The sequence below is a fragment of the Pedobacter indicus genome, from assembly GCF_003449035.1.
Classification (GTDB): Bacteria; Bacteroidota; Bacteroidia; order Sphingobacteriales; family Sphingobacteriaceae; genus Albibacterium; species Albibacterium indicum.
Window position 1 is genome coordinate 123,545 of the sequence record NZ_QRGB01000001.1, and the last position, 20,435, is coordinate 143,979.

General features: G+C 40.2%; 21 protein-coding genes. 7 read left to right on the forward strand and 14 right to left on the reverse strand.

All coding sequences use genetic code 11. The features are described 5' to 3' along the window. Positions 1–26: 26 nt before the first annotated feature. Positions 27–1,493, reverse strand: a complete 1,467-nt coding sequence (cls, locus tag D3P12_RS00615; protein ID WP_118193167.1) for a cardiolipin synthase — start codon at positions 1,491–1,493, stop codon at positions 27–29. Positions 1,494–1,599: 106 nt separating this feature from the next. Here cls and D3P12_RS00620 point away from each other — a divergent pair, with 106 nt between their 5' ends. Further along, positions 1,600–2,376 carry an NYN domain-containing protein gene (locus D3P12_RS00620; RefSeq protein WP_118193168.1) on the forward strand — a complete coding sequence of 259 codons (777 nt, stop codon included), beginning with the start codon at positions 1,600–1,602 and terminating at the stop codon, positions 2,374–2,376. Positions 2,377–2,407: 31 nt separating this feature from the next. On the opposite strand, the gene tsaB is transcribed toward D3P12_RS00620, so the two are convergent. The 5 genes from tsaB to mscL all read right to left on the reverse strand — a co-directional run bounded on the left by tsaB (position 2,408) and on the right by mscL (position 4,512). Next, entirely contained in the window at positions 2,408–3,097 is a 690-nt protein-coding gene (tsaB, locus tag D3P12_RS00625; RefSeq protein ID WP_118193169.1) for a tRNA (adenosine(37)-N6)-threonylcarbamoyltransferase complex dimerization subunit type 1 TsaB, read from the reverse strand. 78 nt (positions 3,098–3,175) lie between these two features. Then, complete coding sequence (gene yidD, locus D3P12_RS00630; protein ID WP_118193170.1) at positions 3,176–3,430, reverse strand: membrane protein insertion efficiency factor YidD; 255 nt, start codon at positions 3,428–3,430, stop codon at positions 3,176–3,178. Continuing rightward, positions 3,402–3,794, reverse strand: a complete 393-nt coding sequence (locus tag D3P12_RS00635) for a ribonuclease P protein component (RefSeq protein ID WP_118193171.1) — start codon at positions 3,792–3,794, stop codon at positions 3,402–3,404. Before D3P12_RS00635 ends, yidD begins: the two co-directional genes overlap by 29 nt. A gap of 70 nt (positions 3,795–3,864) precedes the next feature. Then, positions 3,865–4,023: a 50S ribosomal protein L34 gene (rpmH, locus tag D3P12_RS00640; protein WP_118193172.1), complete on the reverse strand. Its 159-nt coding sequence runs from the start codon at positions 4,021–4,023 to the stop codon at positions 3,865–3,867. Positions 4,024–4,104: 81 nt separating this feature from the next. Further along, the gene (gene mscL, locus D3P12_RS00645; protein WP_118193173.1) at positions 4,105–4,512 is read right to left on the reverse strand and encodes a large-conductance mechanosensitive channel protein MscL; all 408 of its coding nucleotides are present in this window, start codon (positions 4,510–4,512) and stop codon (positions 4,105–4,107) included. A gap of 201 nt (positions 4,513–4,713) precedes the next feature. Here mscL and rpoN point away from each other — a divergent pair, with 201 nt between their 5' ends. The 4 genes from rpoN (at position 4,714) to D3P12_RS00665 (ending at position 9,234) form a co-directional block, all read left to right on the forward strand. After that, positions 4,714–6,183 (forward strand): RNA polymerase factor sigma-54, encoded by a 1,470-nt coding sequence (gene rpoN, locus D3P12_RS00650; protein WP_118193174.1) that lies wholly within the window; start codon positions 4,714–4,716, stop codon positions 6,181–6,183. A 165-nt stretch (positions 6,184–6,348) separates the two neighbouring features. Then, on the forward strand, positions 6,349–7,458 hold the full coding sequence (carA, locus tag D3P12_RS00655; RefSeq protein WP_118193175.1) for a glutamine-hydrolyzing carbamoyl-phosphate synthase small subunit: 1,110 nt from the start codon (positions 6,349–6,351) through the stop codon (positions 7,456–7,458). A gap of 87 nt (positions 7,459–7,545) precedes the next feature. Next, a complete protein-coding gene (eno, locus tag D3P12_RS00660; protein ID WP_118193176.1) occupies positions 7,546–8,835 on the forward strand; it encodes a phosphopyruvate hydratase in 1,290 nt (429 codons plus the stop codon). A 108-nt stretch (positions 8,836–8,943) separates the two neighbouring features. After that, the gene (locus tag D3P12_RS00665; protein WP_118193177.1) at positions 8,944–9,234 is read left to right on the forward strand and encodes an FtsB family cell division protein; all 291 of its coding nucleotides are present in this window, start codon (positions 8,944–8,946) and stop codon (positions 9,232–9,234) included. 49 nt (positions 9,235–9,283) lie between these two features. Here D3P12_RS00665 and fabG read toward each other — a convergent pair whose 3' ends face one another. Next, on the reverse strand, positions 9,284–10,027 hold the full coding sequence (fabG, locus tag D3P12_RS00670; RefSeq protein ID WP_118193178.1) for a 3-oxoacyl-[acyl-carrier-protein] reductase: 744 nt from the start codon (positions 10,025–10,027) through the stop codon (positions 9,284–9,286). 65 nt (positions 10,028–10,092) lie between these two features. Then, the gene (locus tag D3P12_RS00675; protein ID WP_118193179.1) at positions 10,093–11,901 is read right to left on the reverse strand and encodes a MutS-related protein; all 1,809 of its coding nucleotides are present in this window, start codon (positions 11,899–11,901) and stop codon (positions 10,093–10,095) included. 61 nt (positions 11,902–11,962) lie between these two features. On the opposite strand from D3P12_RS00675, the gene rlmH reads away from it, so the two are divergent. Further along, a complete protein-coding gene (gene rlmH / locus D3P12_RS00680) occupies positions 11,963–12,436 on the forward strand; it encodes a 23S rRNA (pseudouridine(1915)-N(3))-methyltransferase RlmH (RefSeq protein ID WP_118193180.1) in 474 nt (157 codons plus the stop codon). 246 nt (positions 12,437–12,682) lie between these two features. Here the strand turns inward: rlmH and D3P12_RS00685 are convergent, their stop codons facing one another. The 5 genes from D3P12_RS00685 to lpxK all read right to left on the reverse strand — a co-directional run bounded on the left by D3P12_RS00685 (position 12,683) and on the right by lpxK (position 17,640). Continuing rightward, a complete protein-coding gene (locus D3P12_RS00685; protein WP_118193181.1) occupies positions 12,683–13,108 on the reverse strand; it encodes a DUF5606 family protein in 426 nt (141 codons plus the stop codon). A gap of 48 nt (positions 13,109–13,156) precedes the next feature. Next, positions 13,157–13,594: a peptidylprolyl isomerase gene (locus D3P12_RS00690; RefSeq protein ID WP_118193182.1), complete on the reverse strand. Its 438-nt coding sequence runs from the start codon at positions 13,592–13,594 to the stop codon at positions 13,157–13,159. An 81-nt stretch (positions 13,595–13,675) separates the two neighbouring features. After that, positions 13,676–15,685: a putative porin gene (locus D3P12_RS00695; protein WP_394341511.1), complete on the reverse strand. Its 2,010-nt coding sequence runs from the start codon at positions 15,683–15,685 to the stop codon at positions 13,676–13,678. Positions 15,686–15,691: 6 nt separating this feature from the next. Beyond that, positions 15,692–16,504: a purine-nucleoside phosphorylase gene (locus D3P12_RS00700; protein ID WP_118193184.1), complete on the reverse strand. Its 813-nt coding sequence runs from the start codon at positions 16,502–16,504 to the stop codon at positions 15,692–15,694. Positions 16,505–16,581: 77 nt separating this feature from the next. Further along, complete coding sequence (gene lpxK, locus D3P12_RS00705) at positions 16,582–17,640, reverse strand: tetraacyldisaccharide 4'-kinase (RefSeq protein WP_157970233.1); 1,059 nt, start codon at positions 17,638–17,640, stop codon at positions 16,582–16,584. Between the two features lie 73 nt (positions 17,641–17,713). Between lpxK and pruA the strand changes: the two genes are divergently transcribed. Then, positions 17,714–19,348: an L-glutamate gamma-semialdehyde dehydrogenase gene (gene pruA, locus D3P12_RS00710; protein ID WP_118193186.1), complete on the forward strand. Its 1,635-nt coding sequence runs from the start codon at positions 17,714–17,716 to the stop codon at positions 19,346–19,348. A gap of 294 nt (positions 19,349–19,642) precedes the next feature. Here pruA and D3P12_RS00715 read toward each other — a convergent pair whose 3' ends face one another. Then, complete coding sequence (locus D3P12_RS00715; RefSeq protein WP_118193187.1) at positions 19,643–20,311, reverse strand: carbonic anhydrase; 669 nt, start codon at positions 20,309–20,311, stop codon at positions 19,643–19,645. Between the last annotated feature and the right edge of the window lie 124 nt (positions 20,312–20,435).

Genomic DNA, 20,435 nt, shown 5'->3' on the forward strand with positions numbered 1-20,435 from the left:
TCTATTTGAGCCCAAAATAATATTTTTTAAAGGAGAGGCGCCAATAACCTGCATATTGAATCCAAGCCCCGCTCCCATACCGAACGCTTAGTCCAGTATTTAATATCGACCAACAGGCTTTCTTTTTTATCATCTTCAAACTGATGGCTCAACTCCTTGCAGATATTTAGGTCATAAATAATAGAAGCAATCTCGAAATTTATATAAAAGCTCCGAATATCGATATTAACCGTCCCAATAAACGCAAGTTTACCATCGACGCAGATCGTCTTCGCATGCATAAAACCTTTTTCGTATAGGTAAACCTTGACCCCTCTTTTCAGCAGAGGTTTTAAGAAAGAAAACGACGCATGATGGACGATAAATGAATCCGACCGCCGCGGCATCAGAAGCTCCACTTTTATGCCACTAGCAGCAGCTACCTGCAACGCAGTACTGATCTGGTCGGTCGGCACGAAATAAGGCGTACATATTTGAATTGATTCTTTTGCATGGGAAATTGCAATCAAAATTGTTTCCATTGTGTATGGCGCCGGCGAACCAGGGTCACTTAAAGCGAAACTCACTGTGGAATTCCCCGTATTTTGAGGATTTTCTACGAGATAATCCTCGCTAAGTTCATAGACATGGCCGTTGGAGAAATGCCAGGTAAGCCAAAATTGAAATTGCAATAGAAATACGGATTGCCCTTCAATCTTCACTGCTGTATCTCGCCAATGAATCTTGTTTTTCCTGTTATTAATGTATCGATCAGATACATTGATGCCGCCAACAAAAGCCATATCACCATCAATAATAGCGATTTTGCGGTGGTTGCGATAGTTACTATCTGAAATTGAGGCAAAACGTACCGGAAGAAACCTAATAAACTCGACCCCTGCGTCCTGCATGAGCACCCGTTCCCTTTTTAATTTAGAGGAACCAAAATCATCGACAATCAAACGAACCTTTACGCCTTCTGCTACTTTTTTGAGGAGTAATTGAATTAGTTTGCTCCCAACTTCGCCTTCTTCGTAGATGTAATATTCAAGATGAATATGGTGCTTGGCGTTCTCGATTTCGCTAAAAAGCTCTGGAAATTTCGTTTCGCCGTTAATCAGTAATTTTACGTAATTGTTCATGAGTGGAGCTGAGATGTTCTCATTATACAAAAAACGATATACAGCACTAAGGTCACCCAATTCCTTGTCTAATATCTCGAGGTTTTTCTCCAGCATAGGTCTATGCTTTTGCCAGCGATCGTAGAAAAAGCGATGTTCATCTTTATTCTTCTCTCTAAAGATTCGTTTCTTTTTGAAGCGACGCCCAAAGAAAAAATAAAAGAGCAAACCGACACCTGGCAAAAACACAATAACTAATATCCAAGCCAAGGTTTTAGTCGGGTTACGATTTTCAGCTAATATGGTAATGATAATACCCGAATAAATCAAAGCTAATGGCAACCAATACCATTCTCTTAAAAATTCCAAAACAGGCAGTAATGACCCATTCATAAGATAAAATTTATTTCTATTAATGACAGGTTCTATAAAGATAGAATTAAAATACTTCCCGAGCCATAATTAATATACCTTTGTATTAAAGTGAAAATGTTTATATATGGAATCCATTCAAGATCTTAGGCTAGCAGTATTAATTGACGCAGACAATGTTCCCTACCGAAAGGTAACATTAATGTTTGAAGAAATTGCCAAGTACGGCACCCCTACTTTTAAACGTATCTATGCAGACTGGACTAAACCAACGGTATCCGGCTGGAAGAGCGTGTTGCTTGAAAACGCGATAACACCGATTCAGCAGTATAGCTATTCCGTTGGGAAAAACTCAAGCGACAGTGCCATGATTATTGATGCGATGGATATTCTTTATTCCGGTAAGGTGGATGGCTTTTGCATCGTTTCTAGTGACAGCGACTTCACGCGACTTGCTACACGCCTTCGCGAGGCTGGCAAGAAAGTAATTGGTATTGGTGAAAAAAAGACATTGACTCCATTTATCACAGCATGCGACAAATTTATTTACATCGAAATATTGGGTCAAGATGAAAATGATAGTCAGCCGGAAGATGAAACAAACAACGTAAACAAAACGAAAACAACGAAAAGTAACCAGAAAAAAACGCTCAGAAAGATTGACAAATCGTTAATTCGTCTGCTGAGCACTAGTATTTCTGACCTGGGTGACGAGGATGGTTGGACTTTTCTGGGTGATCTAGGAAATTTTGTTTTGAAGAAACACCCTGATTTCGATCCGCGAAACTATGGCTACCCTAAGATGTTGGCTCTGATTAAAGATATTAATCGGTTTGAGGTGGATGAACGAGAAACGGGAAAAAGGAACATAAAACATGTTTTTGTTCGGGTAAAAGGGAACTAATAGCATCTATCTTCCCATTCAGGTTTCCGCGTCATTTCTTTTTTGACTTTAATGGAACAAAGTCTTTCAGGTAAAAAGGTTCGAAATAGGCTACGTCCTCAAAATCCGATTGCTCGAATGCTTGGAAAGCGGGCTCGCTTAGGTAGTCAGCAGACTGCCTGAAACCATTCACTACAGAGATTTGATCTTTAGATGAAAAGATATCGGAAAATTTATCAGCACCATCGCCAAAAAGCACAACAGAGTTGGTTTCAGAAATATCGTTAAAAAAATCATCACCGATAACTTCAGCCCTTGTCGGAACCTTTAATGTCAAGGAGCTATCATATACCGCAGTGTACACTTCCCTTCGTCTTGCGTCAATCATCGGATACAGAAGAGTTTCCGGAGAAAGTGATCTGTGAAATTTCTGGTAGCCGTGGGCTAAAGAATAAAGAGAGTCTATCGCAATCAGTGGTATTTCCAGACCGTAGCAAAGACCTTTAGCTGAGGATACGCCAATGCGTAAACCAGTATATGACCCAGGTCCCTTGCTTACCGCAATTGCATCCAAACTACTTAAGGAAGACTCCGTTTCTGCCATAACTTTTTCAACTAACCGGGTCAACTTAGACGCATGGACATTAGGTTCGTCAATATCAATATGGTGTATTGTTTTCCCAGCGTCTGACAAGGCAACGGAACAAACTGCTGTGGCTGTTTCTATTTGAAGAATAAGCATAGACAAAGGTATATTAAATCGAGCTTATTTTTCGACGCAAAAATCTTTTTCCAAATAAACAAAAGGTATTAAATAAAACTAAGGTACCGGATCATGACCATGACCGCCCCATGGGTGACAGCGGCCGATTCGTTTTATTGTGAGCCAACCTCCTTTAAAGGGTCCATATTTCTTGATTGCCAAATATCCATATTGAGAACAAGTAGGCGTAAAACGACAGGAAGCACCGAATAACGGGGAGATAAAAAGCTGGTATATTCGAATAATCATTAAAAAGAGAAATCCGAAAAACGCCTTTATCACTTTATTCCATATGAATATTAGAAAATTCATCTTGCAATTTACGAAAAAGCTTACTCATCTTCTCGGTGATAAAATGATAGCTTTCTATGTTCTTTCCAATGTATTGAATGGATAGCAAAATAGACTCCCCCTTAAAAAAGGGATAGAGTTGGGCACCTTTATGCAAACGATAGGACTCTCGCATACGACGCTTTAAGAGATTGCGGTCTACTGCTTTTTTAAACCTACGCTTGGGGACTGAAAATAAAACCTGAACTGGGACGTTGAGCTCGTCACAAGGGAGAAAAGTAACTTTATATGGATATAAAATAAAAGAAGAACCACTTTCATAAAGGACATTGATTAGTCTTTTATTACAAAGTCGTTCTTCTTTCTTAAAATTGTATTGTTTCATTATTCAAGTGCGTCCACAAAAACACTAACCTTTAAAGGATAGAAGCATGAAGAAGCACGAAGAAAATGAATTAAGCTTTATGACGACGCTCGTCAGATACAGATAGTCTTTTTCTTCCTTTAGCTCTTCTTGCAGCTAATACTCTTCTTCCGTTAGCCGTGCTCATACGCTCTCTAAACCCGTGTTTATTTCTTCTTTTACGCTGTGAAGGCTGAAATGTTCTTTTCATGACTTTATATTATAAACTCTAAAAAAATGAGAATGCAAATGTAAGGCTAAATGATTATATTATCAAATAATACCATTTATTTTATGCTTGTTTTTTAAGCAAATCTCTAATATCAGTCAATAACTCCTCTTGAGTGGGACCGGCCGGCGCTTCTTCAACCACCTCTTCTTTACGTTTCAATGAGTTAATTCCTTTTATAACCAAGAATATAACAAAGGCAACAATCAAAAATTGGATAATCACGTTTACAAAATTTCCATATAAGATTGCTGTTTCTGGAACTTCATTAGCTGGATCACCCGCATCAATAACATATTTCATGTCACTAAAGTCGATTCCGCCAGTAATATATCCAACTACCGGCATAATAATATCATCGACCAGTGAAGTAACGATCTTACCGAAAGCAGCTCCGATAACTACACCGACAGCCAGATCAACTACACTGCCGCGCATCGCGAACTCCTTAAATTCTTTAATAAAACTCATAATTGATAGTTTAAAATGATCAATAAAAAACTCTTAATACAATATTAGAAATAATAAAATAAAATCTACGTAGAAAATCAATTTTATTTAGCAGAAAAGTGAGCAAAAAATTAAGAGCTTTTATTCGTATCTTTCTTAAGTATTTTATCTTTCAATAGATATTTACACTTTTTCCGTAAGTTTGCGTCTGTATAAATTACTATGCTTAAACAAAGTTTACAACAAAAGCTACTTCAAAAGTTATCCCCTCAACAGATACAATTCATAAAACTGTTGCAGGTTCCAACGGTATCATTGGATGCGCGTATCAAAGAAGAATTGGAAATCAATCCAGCGCTTGAGGATATGAGCCTTGCCAATATGAACGAACCAAAAGAAGAATATCCGGATCAAGATCCAAGTGAAGCAGGATCAGAAGATCAAAACACAGAAGTAGAAGACTTCAACGTAGAAGAATATTTGCAAGATGACAACGTCAGTGATTATGGAAGCTCTAGAGGCCGAGGAGGTGATGACGATGATGAACGCAAGGAGATACCGATAGCCGTTCAAAGTTCTTTTTTTGAAAACTTGACTCAACAGCTCGATTTGCTGGATCTTTCTGATAAAGATCGATTAATTGGTCTGCAAATTATCGGCAGCCTCGACGACGACGGGTATCTCCGAAGACCTGTTGAATCATTGATCGACGACTTGGCTTTTTCGCAAAATATTATTGCCGAGGAAGAGGAAGTACTTTCTGTTCTAGAAAAAATACAGCAATTTGACCCGGCAGGCGTAGCTGCACGCGATTTACAGGAATGCCTACTCATCCAATTACGAAAAAAAGACGGAGAAACCCCCACAATAAAAAATGCCATCCAGATGATTGAAAACCACCTGGAAGAGTTTACGCGAAAACATTATGATAAACTGGAACGCACACTCAACATCAATTCAGAAGAGCTTAAGGCAATTATCGACGAAATATTAAAACTAAACCCGAAACCGGGCGACTCTGGTGCTGCCACAAGCAAACAAATGCATGTAATTCCTGATTTCCATATCGAAAACAATGATGGAGTATTAGTTCTTACGCTGAACGCACGAAATGCTCCGGAATTACGAGTAAGCCGTTCTTATCAGGAAATGTTTCAACATTACGAAAAATCGGACCAGAAGGATAAAAAAATGAAGGAGGCAGTGCAGTTCGTAAAACAAAAGCTGGACTCTGCCAAATGGTTCATCGACGCGATCAAACAAAGACAGCACACGTTACTAAAAACCATGAACGCCATCATGAATTATCAGTATGAATATTTTTTGACTGGCGACGAACGTAACCTCAAGCCGATGATTTTAAAAGACATCGCAGATCGAGTAGACATGGACATCTCGACCGTTTCGCGGGTGGCAAATTCTAAATACGTACAAACCGAATTCGGAACTTTCCTGCTAAAATCATTCTTCTCTGAAGCGATCCAAACAGAAAGTGGTGAAGAGGTTTCTAATAAAGAGGTTAAAAAGATACTCGCAGAATGTATTGCAAACGAAGATAAGCGCAAACCTCTTGCTGATGAAAAGCTGACGGAAGTCCTCAAAGAAAAAGGCTACCCCATTGCTAGAAGAACAGTGGCAAAATACCGAGAAGCGATGAACATCCCTGTAGCAAGATTAAGGAAAGAGCTTTAAGTTTTATTTGTTAAGAGTTTTTTAAATACATACCTTTGTCCTTTGTGAAAAAAGAAGTACAGGATTTCCCTAATGTACAAATCAGCACCGAGTTACTCGAACCGGACAAAGTTTTATTTTTTCACAGTTCCACTCTAACAATCATAAAATCACATATTTACATACATGACTAATTACGCGAATCTTCCGGCAATTTTACTATTAGAAGACGGCACAACCTATTACGGAAAAGCCGCAGGTAAAATTGGTACTACCACCGGAGAAATCTGCTTCAACACAGGCATGACCGGTTACCAAGAAATCTTCACAGATCCCTCCTACTTCGGACAAATCATGGTAACCACCAATGCTCACATCGGGAATTACGGAATCAGTGACAATGAAAATGAATCAACTGATATTCAAATTTCAGGGCTTGTTTGCAAGAATTACAATATCCACTACAGTCGTAAGATGGCAGACAAATCGATTCAAAACTATTTTGAGGAAGAAAACCTTGTTGGAATTTCAGACATTGACACACGTTCCCTAGTGCGCCATATTCGTGATAAAGGTGCAATGAATGCAATTATTTCTTCTGAAATATTAGATGTAGAAGAGTTAAAAAACCGCCTGAAAGAAGTGCCATCAATGGATGGACTGGAACTATCATCGCAAGTTTCTACCAAAGAACCGTATTTCTACGGGGACGAAAATGCGAGTCACCGTGTTGCTGTTCTAGACTTGGGCATTAAAAAGAATATCCTGCGCAACTTCGATAACCGAGATGTATTCATCAAAGTTTTCCCAGCCAAAACTACTTTCGAGGAAATGGAAAAATGGGAACCAGCCGGCTATTTCGTATCAAATGGCCCTGGCGATCCTGCTGCTATGCCTTATGCGCTGGATACAGTGAAAGCTATCGTAGCCTCAGATAAACCGATGTTCGGTATCTGCTTAGGGCATCAGCTACTTGCACTGGCAAACGGTATCGGAACTGAAAAAATGTTCAATGGTCACCGAGGAACAAACCACCCGGTTAAAAATGTCATTACTGGCCAGTGCGAAATAACTAGCCAGAACCACGGCTTTGGAGTGATTGCGGAAGAAGTTGAAAAATCAGATAAAGTTGAGGTTACGCATCGTAACTTAAATGACCAAACGGTAGAAGGGATACGAGTGAAAGGAAAAAATGCATTCTCGGTACAATATCACCCGGAGGCATCACCCGGCCCTCACGACTCTGTTTACCTGTTCGATGATTTTATCAAATCGTTAAATCTGGTCAGCAACTAATACAAATAAACAAATTATCTTATATTTGAGCATATCCAGCAAAGGGTAATTTTTACACTAAGAATTTATTCATAAAAAAAATAACAAATGAGTTTGATTATTGACGTACATGCGCGACAGATTCTAGATTCGCGTGGAAACCCAACCATTGAAGTTGACGTAACAACACAAAACGGATTTGTAGGACGCGCAGCAGTGCCTTCGGGCGCATCAACAGGAAGCTATGAGGCCGTAGAGTTACGCGATAACGACAAGGCTACCTATTTAGGAAAGGGCGTTTTGCAAGCAGTAAAAAATGTAAATGAAACGATCGCACTTGAACTAAACGGAGCAGACGTTTTTGAACAAAACGCCATTGATAACCTGATGCTCGAACTCGATGGAACCTCGAACAAAGCAAAATTAGGAGCAAATGCTATTCTAGGAGTTTCTTTAGCAGTTGCTAAAGCTGCGGCACAAGAAAGCAGACAACCTTTATATCGATACGTAGGTGGTGTTAACGCAAATACATTGCCAATACCGATGATGAACATCCTAAACGGAGGTTCGCATGCCGATAATAAAATTGACTTTCAGGAATTCATGGTCATGCCAGTTGGAGCCAGCACGTTCTCTGAATCGCTACGTTGGGGTGTGGAGATCTTCCACCACTTAAAAACAGTATTGAAGAAAAAAGGATACTCTACAAACGTGGGTGATGAAGGAGGATTTGCACCGAATATCGGCTCAAACGAAGAAGCGATTGAGACAGTATTACAAGCTATAGAAGTTGCAGGGTTCAAACCTGGTGAGGATGTTTACATCGCAATGGATGCAGCTTCATCTGAATTTTACAATAAGGAAACCGGTCTCTATACGTTCAGCAAATCTGATAACAGAGAAATGTCATCAGAAGAATTGGTGAACTACTGGGTTGAGTGGACTAAAAAATACCCGATTATTTCAATTGAAGACGGATTAGATGAAGACGACTGGGCTGGCTGGGAAGCTCTAACCAGAGCCATTGGCAACACGACCCAATTGGTTGGTGATGACTTGTTCGTAACCAATGTAACCCGCCTACAAGACGGCATTAGCAAAGGAATTGCTAACTCAATTTTAATTAAAGTAAATCAAATCGGTAGCTTAACTGAAACCATCAACGCAGTTTCACTTGCTCAAAACAACGGATTTACTTCTGTGATGAGTCACCGTTCCGGAGAAACAGAAGATTATACAATTGCTGACCTGGCGGTTGCATTGAACTGTGGACAGATTAAAACAGGTTCTGCTTCGCGTTCAGACAGAATCGCTAAATACAATCAGCTTCTTCGCATCGAAGAGGAGCTAGGAAGCAACGCAAGGTTTTTAGGCAAAGATTTTAAATTTGCAAAGTAAAACCCATGTTGTTTGTTAAAAATTAAAGCAAAAGGCCGGTAAATACCGGCCTTTTGCTTTAATCAATTTTTTTTATAATTTGTGCTTAGCAAACTCTATCTTTGTTTTATGCACAGGCTATTAAGGGTCATCAGAAATAAATACATTATCGCTTCTCTTGCATTCGCTGCATGGATGCTCTTCTTTGACCGTAATGACCTTTCCTCACAATACAAGTACCATAGTCAACTAAAAGAATTAGAAATGGAGAAGGTCTTCTACACCGAGGAGATTCAAAAAGTACAAAAGGATTTAGAAGGTTTTGACAACAACCCCAAACAACTTCAAAAGTTTGCCAGAGAAAAGTACTTTATGAAGAAAGACAATGAAGATGTTTACGTAATCATTCACGAACAATAACGCAAACACCCCGCTTATCCAATCAATCTAACATTCCCGTCAGCTGCTGCTATAACATTCCGCCGTCAACAGGAATAACTTGCCCAGTAATATACGTACTCAGGTCAGATGCTAAGAATACACAAAGATTGGCTACATCTTCAGGTTCGCCCGCTCTTTTCAACGGTATATTCTCTTCCCAACCAGCAACGACCTTCGGATCCAAAACATCTGTCATCTCTGTACGGATAAAACCAGGAGCTACTACGTTAGCCCGAATATTCCGAGAACCTAGTTCTTTTGCGATCGATTTGGAAAAACCAATAATACCCGCTTTGGAAGCTGCATAATTCGCCTGACCAGCGTTCCCTTGTACACCTACCACTGAGCTCATATTAATAAAAGAACCCTTACGGCTTTTCATCATAACTTTGGAGGCCGCTTTGGTCACATTGAAAATAGATTTCAGGTTAATGTTTAACACATCGTCCCAATTCTCTTCCGTCATACGTAATAAAAGACCATCTTTCGTAATTCCCGCGTTATTTACAACGACATCGAGCGAACCAAAATCAGCAACAATATCCTGAATTAACTTATCGGCTTCAGCAAAATTTGATGCATCTGAACGATAGCCTTTTACCTGCGTCCCAAATGACTGGAGTTCCTGCTCTAGTTGCTGCCCTTTTTCGACTGAGGACAAATAAGTAAAAGCAACGTTCGCACCTTGTTCAGCAAATTTTTCAGCAATTTTACGTCCAATCCCTTTTGATGCACCTGTAATAAGAGCCGTTTTTCCTTCGAGTAATTTCATATATTTTATGGTTATAGTCTATAACAATTAAGCATTCAGCCGCTAAAAATAAGAATTAATTGGCACTAAATGGCTATACCAATTTTCTTTAAGAGCATAGATGCATTGAAGATTGTGCAAGCACCTTCTTTCAAGAGGTAATCAAACAGCATCTCCTCTCCGACTACCTGAATATCGAAATGAAAGTTACGCACGTAGCCCGGATAGGTTTCCGCTAATTCGGCGAGTTTTAAATCGTGTGTGGCTACCATTCCTACGCCCTCATAAGAGATCAGTTTTTCTATGATTGCTTTTGATCCCAGGTACTTGTCCACCGAGTTTGTGCCACGAAGCAACTCATCTAGCAGAAAAAGCACGTTATTCTGTTGCCCTACTTCATCTAATACTTGCTTAATGCGATTCAACTCTGCTTTAAACGTGGAAGTACTTTCATTCACCGAATCTCGAATGCGCATGTAAGTAACGATCTGCATCACAGATATGTCCATCGATGTCGCTTTGGCAGGAGCACCGGCAAAAGCTAAAACAGCATTGATCCCCAACGTTCTTAAAAAGGTACTTTTGCCTGCCATATTAGACCCAGTGATCAATGCTAAGGAATGACCCTCAAGCGAATAATCATTTGCTACAACGTCCTTATCATTAATAAAAGGGTGGGCAACTCCCCGAACATCAATGACATGCAAACTGTCATCTTTAATTGTCGGAAACGCCCAGTGAGGATTATTAAAACTTAAGGTTGCGAAACTTCCGATCGACTCAAGTTCTGAAAGAAAATCAAAAGCCTCGGGAATACCAGCAGACTCGGTCTGCCGCCATTTTTCTAGTGCTGTCATATGTTTTAAATCCCACAACTGGGTAATGTTAAGGAACGCTCCCACAAACATATTCAGTCGGGCATCCAGCCGATTGAGTATACCCGACAAATTTTTGATGGAGGATGAAATCGGCTTATTGCTTAGACTCTCTATTTTTTCCAAAGCATCCGTTGCCATTCTACTTCTCCATTGCCGCTTTTCGACCATCTCAAAGACCTCGGAAAAAGAGGACATGGCGCGGCCAATACGTTCCACCTTGGAAATAACCAAGTTAACTTTACGTGCATAAAATAGACAGAGGGAAAAATTAAATAACCCGACGACAATCAATGCAGCAAGTATTTTGGAGGAAAAAAAACTCCCTATGAATAAAACTATAAAAAGATAGTATGCAATTTTGACGTAAGATTGTAGCACGCGATTTTGAACTACGGAAATGGGTCGCGAAAAAAACTGCTCAAGTTGCTTTTTATAATCAATAGCCTTCTCTAGATTGAAGATTAATCTGGACTGTATCTGTTGCCAAAGGTCAAAATCATCTACCAATTCCTTGACAAATGCTTGCCGGTCTTCGATCTCCACTTTACTTGCCGGCGCATCCAGCCATTCGGCAAGCTTTTTATTACCCCCTTGCGTAGCTGTACGATTGACCATCTGGTAAAGAGACAACTCACCAAATATATCCAGATCAGAACTGTAGAGATGCTTATCATTGATGTATTCACTTCCACTGGAGTAAATATTCTCTGAACGATGATGATATACTTGCAGTTCATTCTCATTGACTTTGAGGTAATTTTCAAAATGACCTTTCACTTTACTGACCTTGCTCTGAAGATATACAAGCCAGGAGAAAAGTATAATGATTAAAATGAACACACCTAGCGTCAATACGATCTGCTGTGTTTGCATAACCTGAAACAGAGCAAAAGCTCCGATGAGTATAACAGCAAGGCGTAAGAGTGCCAGCCGGTTGATTCTCGACGTTAACTCCTTGATCTTCGTCTCTGCATCTTGACTGTTGGCTTGATAAAATTCTTCTTTCTGAGATTCCATAGAACTAATAATTTCCGAATTTAACCTTTCTATATGGCTTTGAAAAATTAACTTTACGGATATGAAGGTTACACTGATTTGCGTTGGCAAAACCGATGAAAAGTATTTGACAGAAGGTATTGAAAACTATCTGAAACGCCTTAAATTCTACATTAATTTCAGAATGATCATTCTTCCCGACATAAAAAACAGTAAAAGCTTAAGCACACAGCAGCAAAAGGAAAAGGAAGGAGAGTTGATATTAAAACAGATTGGCGCTGGAGATGTTGTTATTTTGTTGGATGAGCGGGGAAAGGAATACAGATCGGTTGAGTTCTCCTCATTTTTGGAAAAAAAGATGCTGGCAAGCACGCAACACTTAGTATTTGTGATTGGCGGACCTTATGGGTTTGATGCTAGCGTCGAAGGGCGGTCAAACGGGAAGCTATCTTTATCGAAAATGACCTTTTCTCACCAGATGATTCGTCTGTTCTTTGTAGAGCAAGTATATCGGGCGCTTAGCATCTTAAGGAATGAGCCCTATCATCATGAATAATAATGAATTTATGGAAATCGCTTTAGCAGTGCATCTTCATTATAAATAAAATAGACAGGAAAGGACAGGTACTATGTTCAATAAACACAAAAGAAACTATCGGTATAAAAGTGGAAACCAAGCCAGCGAACAAAAAGTAATGACAATATCGATTATCATTGGTGTTGTAATCATTGCATTACTTATTTATTTTACATAAAAAGGGGAGCGTCTGCTCCCCTTTTTATTCTATTTTCTAATCAGTATTTATTCCGGATCTGAAGAGTTTACTTCATCCTGCTTCGGTGCTTCTTCCTCAAACAGGGGTAGCTCTTTAAGGATATTGTACCAACTGATAATCTTTTTAATATCTGAAGTGTAAACCCTATCTTCATCATGGTCAGGTGCTACGCTCCTAAAAAATTCACGTAAATCGTCTGCACTTGCTTTCTTTACTTCCGGTGTATCACTTCCTTCTTTAATTTTTTCCAAAACATCGGGAAGACGGATATCTTCACTTTCTCCAAAGATTGTGATGTCTTCTAATGAAGCCATTTTAGTCGTTGACAAGTTGACTACCGATTTTACCTTCTGATCGTCTAAACTCTCTAATACAAAGCCCGCTTTATTTTGTCCAATAAGTTTGAACAAACCCGGCTTACCTGACACGGATACAATTCCTTGTAAATTCATCTAATTTCTTTGCTGCCCCGGCTGAGACCAAGACATGGTTACATAATTTTAATCTTCGATAACTTCAATACCTGTGATCTTATCTCCCTGACGGATGCTATCGATTACATCCAGGTTTTCTACCACCTTTCCAAAGCAGGTATGGTTTCTGTCCAAATGTGCCGTATTATTCCGACTGTGGCAGATAAAAAACTGCGAACCTCCGGTATCACGACCAGCATGAGCCATGGAAAGAACTCCGCGGTCATGGTACTGATTTTCTCCGTCAAGCTCACATTTGATGGAATAACCCGGTCCGCCAGCACCTGTGCCCGTCGGGTCACCACCCTGAATCACAAAATCAGGGATCACACGGTGAAAGGTCACCCCATCATAGAATCCTGATTTAGCCAATTTTTGAAAGTTTTCAACAGTATTAGGAGCATCTTTGTCATAAAACTCTACGGTCATATCTCCCTTTTCGGTCTTTATTATTGCTTTACTCATGTCGATAAATTTATTTTCACAAACTTAGATAAATTGCTTTTTATATGCAAAACAACCAAGTAGCATAGTTGTTAACCAACTCTAATCATAGAACTTCCAGGCCACACCGAAACGTAGATGTGAGTCTGGCATCGGATAACGTCTGACTGTGTAATAACCGTCTGAAAAAAGACCTTGGTTTAAATAGTCATACCGTAAAAAAAAGTTGGTACGCTTTAAAGTTGCCGTTAGCCACACGTCGACAATTGGGTAGGTAGAAAATTCGATATCAGCATTATCGTTATAGAACTGACCTATATTAATTGCATAAGAAGGTGTTGAAAAAGGTGTATTAAACCTGACATCGAACCCGATATTAAAATCAACTACTTTAACCAAGGTATTATTGTAATAGAAACTATGCCAAGTATAAAGCTCAGGAGTCTGAAGAAGATTCATATAATCAGACTTCTGATAAACCGCAAAATTGTCAAAATGAAAGTTGCCAAACTTCAGTTTTTCCCCTACGGTAACTTTCAACATATTAATGCTCCCGGTAAATTGTGCTGGTTCTATTTTCCTGAACAATGTTTGGTCAAACTCCGGATTATCTACTTCTTTGAAGTAGAGGTAATTATTCATTAGGAAGTATTCTACCTTTCCATAAAAACCGAGCTTTGAGTTTTCGTATTGAAATGAAAGATTATTGATCTTCGTCTTTTCAAAATCTAATGTCTGGTCAGCTTCCGGCCATTTATGATACTGATAATTGACGAATTCATATAGATATTCGGGCGACTTATTTTGTGTGTAAGCCCCTAGAACAACTCGACCTACCGTGTTACTTAACAAAATATCAGCTTTGGCTTCGTATAGGAAATCCCCAAAATTACGACCTGCTACAATCTGATTAAAATCACCGGTAATATTTACCCGATCACTAAAGCGATAACCCACGCCCGCGAGAGCCGTGGTATTTTGGAAACTGAAACTATTGTCTTTTGCGTCGAACCATGAAATCTCATTCCGAAGTCCTACATCTAATTTTACTTCATTCCTAGAGGTGGTATCGGCCTTTCCGCGGAGTGCAAAGCTATAGCCAAATTCGTTGATAATCGATTTTAACCTCGTGGAGTCGTTTGTAAGAATAGCTTGCTCATCGATAAACGGGAATGCGCCGTCCGAATCATCCTCATTTTTATAGAATTTATACTTCTTGGAACTCAAACGTAATGAATGATAGACGCGCTGGGTAGGAAGAATCTCCATATCAGGCATTCCTCCATTTAGTGAATCAATCCGACCGATGAAGTAGCTTTGCCTAAGGAAAAAGCTAAAGTCACGCCAGGTCTGCTGCGGTCTCTCTTCCCGTTGCCCATTCAGTCGCACCAGCTCCGCATCGCTCGCTTGCCTGTCCGGTGTGCGAAACAGCGTATCATTTAATACCGAGCCGTTTTCTGTTGAAACCAAGGTATTGAAAAGAGCATTTGTCAATAAGTTATAACGATGGTTTTTTGATTCATACCAGGAATAAACCGCGGCCTTAACATCATTATAACGCTGATTTTGATAGAAACCTTTTGACAACGCAAAATCGAGGTCCGTCCCGATACTCCATTGTGGGTTGATATTCTGCGCAACAGTCGCTTTGAATACTTGGTCACCAGTCACAAACTCCAGTTCTGAATAAGGGGAGCGCGCCCGGTAATATTTTATGGAATCAGGCGAGCGAACATAGCGGTCCATGCTATGAAAGCCGGTTTGAAAACCAATGGTTTTTGGAGGATTAAACAAGAGGTCACGGGTAGAAAGGCCATAACTCCCCAGATGGATACTTGGGTTGTAAGGGTTGTGTTGTGGATTATAATACTGGTATCCAAAATGACTTGTATCAATTTGCACAGTCGAGGTACCCGACCGCATACGATCGAGCGTCGTATACCGAATGTAGCTTGCATTATAAATAATAGAATCTTCTTTAAGCTCTTCTGCGTCTCTCAACGAATCGAGGTCAGCTCCCCATTCTTCACCTGAACCAATGGGAACCTGCGCTTGGAGCGTCTGCCCCATCAGGCAAAGAAAGATTCCTATTAATAAAAAGCGCACATTCATTATTTTTTACAAAGCTATTAATTCTTTTAAAATCTCAGTCATGGTCGGTTCTATTTGTGCAGCAACGCTAACAATCTCTTCAAAGGAGACCGGTTGGAGATCTTCGTGAAACCCTTCGTCTGTGACTACGGAAACCGCAAATACTTTTAGTGACATATGATTGGCGACGATCACTTCAGGCACCGTACTCATCCCAACAACGTCGCCACCGATCAATCGCATATAACGATATTCAGCTTTGGTCTCCAAATTAGGACCCATCGTCGCGACGTACACCCCTTCATGCACATCATGACCTTTCTTCTTTGCTATAGCGACTGCTTTCGAAAACAGATCAGTACAATAAGGCTGTGACATATCTGGGAAACGCGGTCCGAACCCATTGAGATTCTGACCTCGGAGGGGGTTATCAGGAAGCAGATTGATATGATCCTTAATAAAAACCAAAGAGCCTTTTTTAATATCGGGGTTTAAGGATCCGCTCGCGTTCGAGACAAACATCTTCTTAATTCCCAGACGCTGCATAACCCGTACAGGAAAGGTAATCTGCTGCATGGAATAGCCTTCATAATAGTGTAGCCTACCCTGCATAGCAACGATCTTCTTCCCATTTAAGATTCCGAAGATCAACTTCCCAGAATGGAACTCAACGGTGGAAACAGGAAAATTAGGGATATTCGCATATAACAACTGCTTTTCAACCTCAATTTCATTAGCCAATCCGGCAAGACCAGTTCCAAGGATAACACCAACATCCGGACGGAAATCACCAATTTGATTATAAATATAATTTAGAGTCTGATCGATTTTTGAATGCATAGCCAGGTGTTTAAATTATTAAATACTCGATTTACTAAAATACGCTAATCTTTTAATTCGAAGACAGATCTCAGCCTTTAGCTGAGATTTTCTTCACAGTACTGATGCAGCAAGGAAGAAAGTGCTTCTTTTCCATTATCATAAAAGTCGGTTTCAATTCGTATCACGCGGATTTCCCTAGCTGGTATGTCCATAAAATGTTTTGAAAACTCCTTAAAACGCTGATAGTCCTTTTCTGTAGTGAGAATATACTTTTGTTGTGAGGCGATAGACTCGTACTCTTTCAAGATAGTTCGAATATCTTTCTCGGAGAAAGGATGATGATCCGGATACTGCAATAGCTTTAGCGACCTGCACTTCCCTTGCAAATGCTGCAATAGGGGTTCTGGGTTCGCGATGCCAGTTACTAACAGTATATCGTCTTCTGTCGTAATAGGCATTTCAGCAGCATCAGCCATAAATACAGGCTGGGGATGATCATACGTCACAAAAGAAAAGAACACGGGTTGATCCGATATAGCATCAAGCCTGCTTAAAGCCCTCGTCTTCTCGTCTTCGCTCAAGCTCATCGGGCACTTACTGATCACAATCGTGTCCGCTCGCTTTTTTTGCGAGAAACCATCACGAAAATTACCGGTGGGCAGCAAAAATTTAGGTTGAAACAAACTTTTGTATTCTACCAATAAGATACTGAAGCCCGGTTTAAGTGCGCGGTGTTGATATGCGTCGTCCAGAATGACTAACTGATGTTCTTTTTGTAATTTTTCAACTCCCAAAACCCGATCTTCACAGACCGCTACCGTAACTTCGGGAAATTTATTTTTAAACTGTAAGGGTTCATCACCTACTTTCCGCGAACTGTCAGACGGAGAGACATACAAAAAGCCTGAAGTCTTTCGACCATAGCCCCTACTGAGTATCGCAAGCTTATAGCTGTCTTTGAGCATACGGATCAACAATTCGGTCATCGGACTCTTGCCGGTGCCGCCGATAGCCAGGTTTCCGATAACGATTACCGGGAAAGAAAATTTGGTCGATTTAAAAATACCTCGATCATATAAAAAATTACGGAAACAGATTATAAACCCGTAAATAATCGAAAATGGCCACAAAATGAATCGCAGAAATCTAAGCATATAGAAGTCAAATTTACGCATAAAATTATGCGTGCCGACAGAAAACCGTATCTTTGTTTTTAAAATTTTAACTATGTCTAAAGGATTTTTCAAAGTACCGACTCCGGTGAATGAACCTGTCTTATCATACGCTCCCGGAACTTCAGAACGCAAATTACTAAAGAAAGCACTTAAAGATGCACTGGAAACTGAGATCGAGATCCCAATGTATATTGGTGGAAAAACGGTTAAAACCGATAAAAAGGTCGCGTTAAAACCACCTCATGATCACCAACACGTATTGGGGTATTTTCATGAAGGAGAGAAAAGCCATGTCGAAGATGCGATCAATGCGGCTTTGGCAGCAAAAGCAGACTGGGAAAACTTACCTTGGTACGAAAGAGCTTCTATATTCTTAAGGGCAGCGGATCTGGTATCAGGTCCTTATCGCGCCAAAATCAATGCAGCAACCATGCTGGGACAGTCTAAAAATGCTTATCAGGCCGAAATCGACTCAGCTTGTGAATTTGCCGACTTTTTACGGTTCAATGTTCAATACATGACCGAGATCTATGCTCAGCAGCCACCCGTATCGCCGAAAGGTGTATGGAACAAATTGGAACAAAGACCGCTAGAGGGTTTTGTTTTCGCGCTGACGCCCTTTAACTTTACAGCGATAGCCGGAAATCTACCTAGCTCGGCTGCTATGATGGGAAATGTGGTCGTATGGAAGCCTGCCAATACGCAGATTTATGCTGCTAATGTTATCATGCAAATATTTAAAGAGGCCGGATTACCAGATGGTGTTATTAATTTGGTTTATGTATCAGGTCCGGATGCTGGAGAGGTGATCTTTAAGCATCCCGACTTCGCGGGTATTCACTTTACGGGGTCAACGGCCGTATTCCAAGATATCTGGAAAACTATCGGTAATAATATCCACCGTTATAAAAGCTACCCAAGAATTGTCGGTGAAACTGGTGGGAAAGACTTCATTCTGGTACACCCGTCTGCCGATGTTGAAATTTCAAACACAGCTATTGTAAGAGGCGCATTTGAATATCAAGGACAAAAATGCTCAGCAGCATCTAGGGTATACATACCAAAAAGTCTGTGGCCGCAGCTCAAAGAGCTGATGATCCGTGATATCAAATCGTTCAAAATGGGAGGTGTTGAAGATTTTACTAATTTCATCAATGCTGTTATCGATGAGAAATCATTTGATAAGCTTGCGAAATATATTGACGATGCAAAGGGAGACAAATCTGTTGAGATTATCGCCGGCGGCAACTATGATAAGAGCAAAGGTTACTTTATTGAACCAACGGTTATTCTTGCTTCGAAGCCTGACTATGTGACCATGTGTGAAGAGTTGTTTGGACCGGTTCTTACTGTATTCGTTTATGATGACGAGAAGTTCGATGAGATTCTCACAACGATTGATGAAACATCGATCTATGCGCTAACAGGTGCTGTGATTGCTCAAGATCGCTATGCGATCGACAAAGCAAGCAAGGCTTTGAAAAATTCAGCTGGAAATTTCTATGTGAACGATAAATGTACCGGCGCGGTTGTAGGTCAACAGCCTTTTGGAGGTGCACGAGGGTCGGGAACGAACGATAAAGCAGGATCCATGATCAACCTGCTAAGATGGGTGTCTCCGCGTACGATCAAGGAAGCTTTTGATTCACCAAAAGACTACAGATATCCGTTTATGCAAGAAGACTAACTGTTACAAGAGTAGTGAAATAAAAAAGAGGTCGTAGCATTCAGTTACGACCTCTTTTTTTGTTAAAACCTGATCGACTAGCCGCTATTTTGCTTTTTAAACACCGATAGACTTGTATTACTTCATTAGCGACTTTTTACCTACAGATTGCCAAACAACTCCCTATTTTTGACGATTTGTACGGGTACAATAGGGAATCAATAGGCAATAAATTGATAATTACCCTAAACAAGTTCATTCCCGTTTTTTTAAAAAACCATCAAAATAAAAACTGGATGCTCCCGCTATCGGGCATCATTTATTAAGCTGGTAGTATTCTCCGAGGTTCTGATCTACATTGGTAGCAGTAACGTTTAAGTCAATTAGCTTACCGGTTTCCAACTGAATGATCATTCCGTGAATAGCTAAATCGTCCCTTTCTTTCCAGGCGTTTTGGACGATGGTTGTTTTGCAGAGGTTAGAAACCTGTTCAATGACGTTCAATTCTACAAAACGATCCTCGCGCTTTTGTAAATCAGTGATAGCGTTAAGCTCATCGGCGTAGATACGATATACATCTTTTAGATGGCGGAGCCAGTTATCCAGAAGACCGTACTGTTGCTGCCCCATAGCAGCAGTGATGCCTCCACAGGCATAATGGCCGGCAACAATGATGTGTTTTACTTTGAGGATATTAACGGCAAAATCAAGCACGCTCAGCATATTCATATCTGAATGAACGCATAAATTGGCGACGTTCCGGTGAACAAAGACATCGCCCGGTCGGGTACCAGTGATCTGATTGGCTGGGACGCGGCTATCGGAACAACCTATCCATAATAAATCAGGATGTTGCCCCTTCGAGAGTTCTTGGAAAAGACCTGTTTCATCTTCTTGTACTTCTCTGGCCCAGGCTTCATTTCCAGCTATAATTTTCTTAAAACTTTCCGATAACCTTTCGTTGTCAAATTTCTTATCGCACATGATAATGTTTGTTAGATTAAAAATAAAATAGCCGCAGCGTGCAATATTACGAAATTATCGAGCTCAATATTTAGAAAAAGTTAATTTAACTTCATTTTTATTATCACTGAGCGAATTACGAAAA

What these genes read in the sequence shown, in the direction of transcription:
- cls (WP_118193167.1), bottom strand. Translation starts at nt 1,493, where the DNA reads ATGAATGGGTCATTACTGCCTGTTTTGGAATTTTTAAGAGAATGGTAT.
- D3P12_RS00620 (WP_118193168.1), top strand. Translation starts at nt 1,600, where the DNA reads ATGGAATCCATTCAAGATCTTAGGCTAGCAGTATTAATTGACGCAGAC.
- tsaB (WP_118193169.1), bottom strand. Translation starts at nt 3,097, where the DNA reads ATGCTTATTCTTCAAATAGAAACAGCCACAGCAGTTTGTTCCGTTGCC.
- yidD (WP_118193170.1), bottom strand. Translation starts at nt 3,430, where the DNA reads ATGAATTTTCTAATATTCATATGGAATAAAGTGATAAAGGCGTTTTTC.
- D3P12_RS00635 (WP_118193171.1), bottom strand. Translation starts at nt 3,794, where the DNA reads ATGAAACAATACAATTTTAAGAAAGAAGAACGACTTTGTAATAAAAGA.
- rpmH (WP_118193172.1), bottom strand. Translation starts at nt 4,023, where the DNA reads ATGAAAAGAACATTTCAGCCTTCACAGCGTAAAAGAAGAAATAAACAC.
- mscL (WP_118193173.1), bottom strand. Translation starts at nt 4,512, where the DNA reads ATGAGTTTTATTAAAGAATTTAAGGAGTTCGCGATGCGCGGCAGTGTA.
- rpoN (WP_118193174.1), top strand. Translation starts at nt 4,714, where the DNA reads ATGCTTAAACAAAGTTTACAACAAAAGCTACTTCAAAAGTTATCCCCT.
- carA (WP_118193175.1), top strand. Translation starts at nt 6,349, where the DNA reads ATGACTAATTACGCGAATCTTCCGGCAATTTTACTATTAGAAGACGGC.
- eno (WP_118193176.1), top strand. Translation starts at nt 7,546, where the DNA reads ATGAGTTTGATTATTGACGTACATGCGCGACAGATTCTAGATTCGCGT.
- D3P12_RS00665 (WP_118193177.1), top strand. Translation starts at nt 8,944, where the DNA reads ATGCACAGGCTATTAAGGGTCATCAGAAATAAATACATTATCGCTTCT.
- fabG (WP_118193178.1), bottom strand. Translation starts at nt 10,027, where the DNA reads ATGAAATTACTCGAAGGAAAAACGGCTCTTATTACAGGTGCATCAAAA.
- D3P12_RS00675 (WP_118193179.1), bottom strand. Translation starts at nt 11,901, where the DNA reads ATGGAATCTCAGAAAGAAGAATTTTATCAAGCCAACAGTCAAGATGCA.
- rlmH (WP_118193180.1), top strand. Translation starts at nt 11,963, where the DNA reads ATGAAGGTTACACTGATTTGCGTTGGCAAAACCGATGAAAAGTATTTG.
- D3P12_RS00685 (WP_118193181.1), bottom strand. Translation starts at nt 13,108, where the DNA reads ATGAATTTACAAGGAATTGTATCCGTGTCAGGTAAGCCGGGTTTGTTC.
- D3P12_RS00690 (WP_118193182.1), bottom strand. Translation starts at nt 13,594, where the DNA reads ATGAGTAAAGCAATAATAAAGACCGAAAAGGGAGATATGACCGTAGAG.
- D3P12_RS00695 (WP_394341511.1), bottom strand. Translation starts at nt 15,685, where the DNA reads ATGAATGTGCGCTTTTTATTAATAGGAATCTTTCTTTGCCTGATGGGG.
- D3P12_RS00700 (WP_118193184.1), bottom strand. Translation starts at nt 16,504, where the DNA reads ATGCATTCAAAAATCGATCAGACTCTAAATTATATTTATAATCAAATT.
- lpxK (WP_157970233.1), bottom strand. Translation starts at nt 17,640, where the DNA reads ATGCTTAGATTTCTGCGATTCATTTTGTGGCCATTTTCGATTATTTAC.
- pruA (WP_118193186.1), top strand. Translation starts at nt 17,714, where the DNA reads ATGTCTAAAGGATTTTTCAAAGTACCGACTCCGGTGAATGAACCTGTC.
- D3P12_RS00715 (WP_118193187.1), bottom strand. Translation starts at nt 20,311, where the DNA reads ATGTGCGATAAGAAATTTGACAACGAAAGGTTATCGGAAAGTTTTAAG.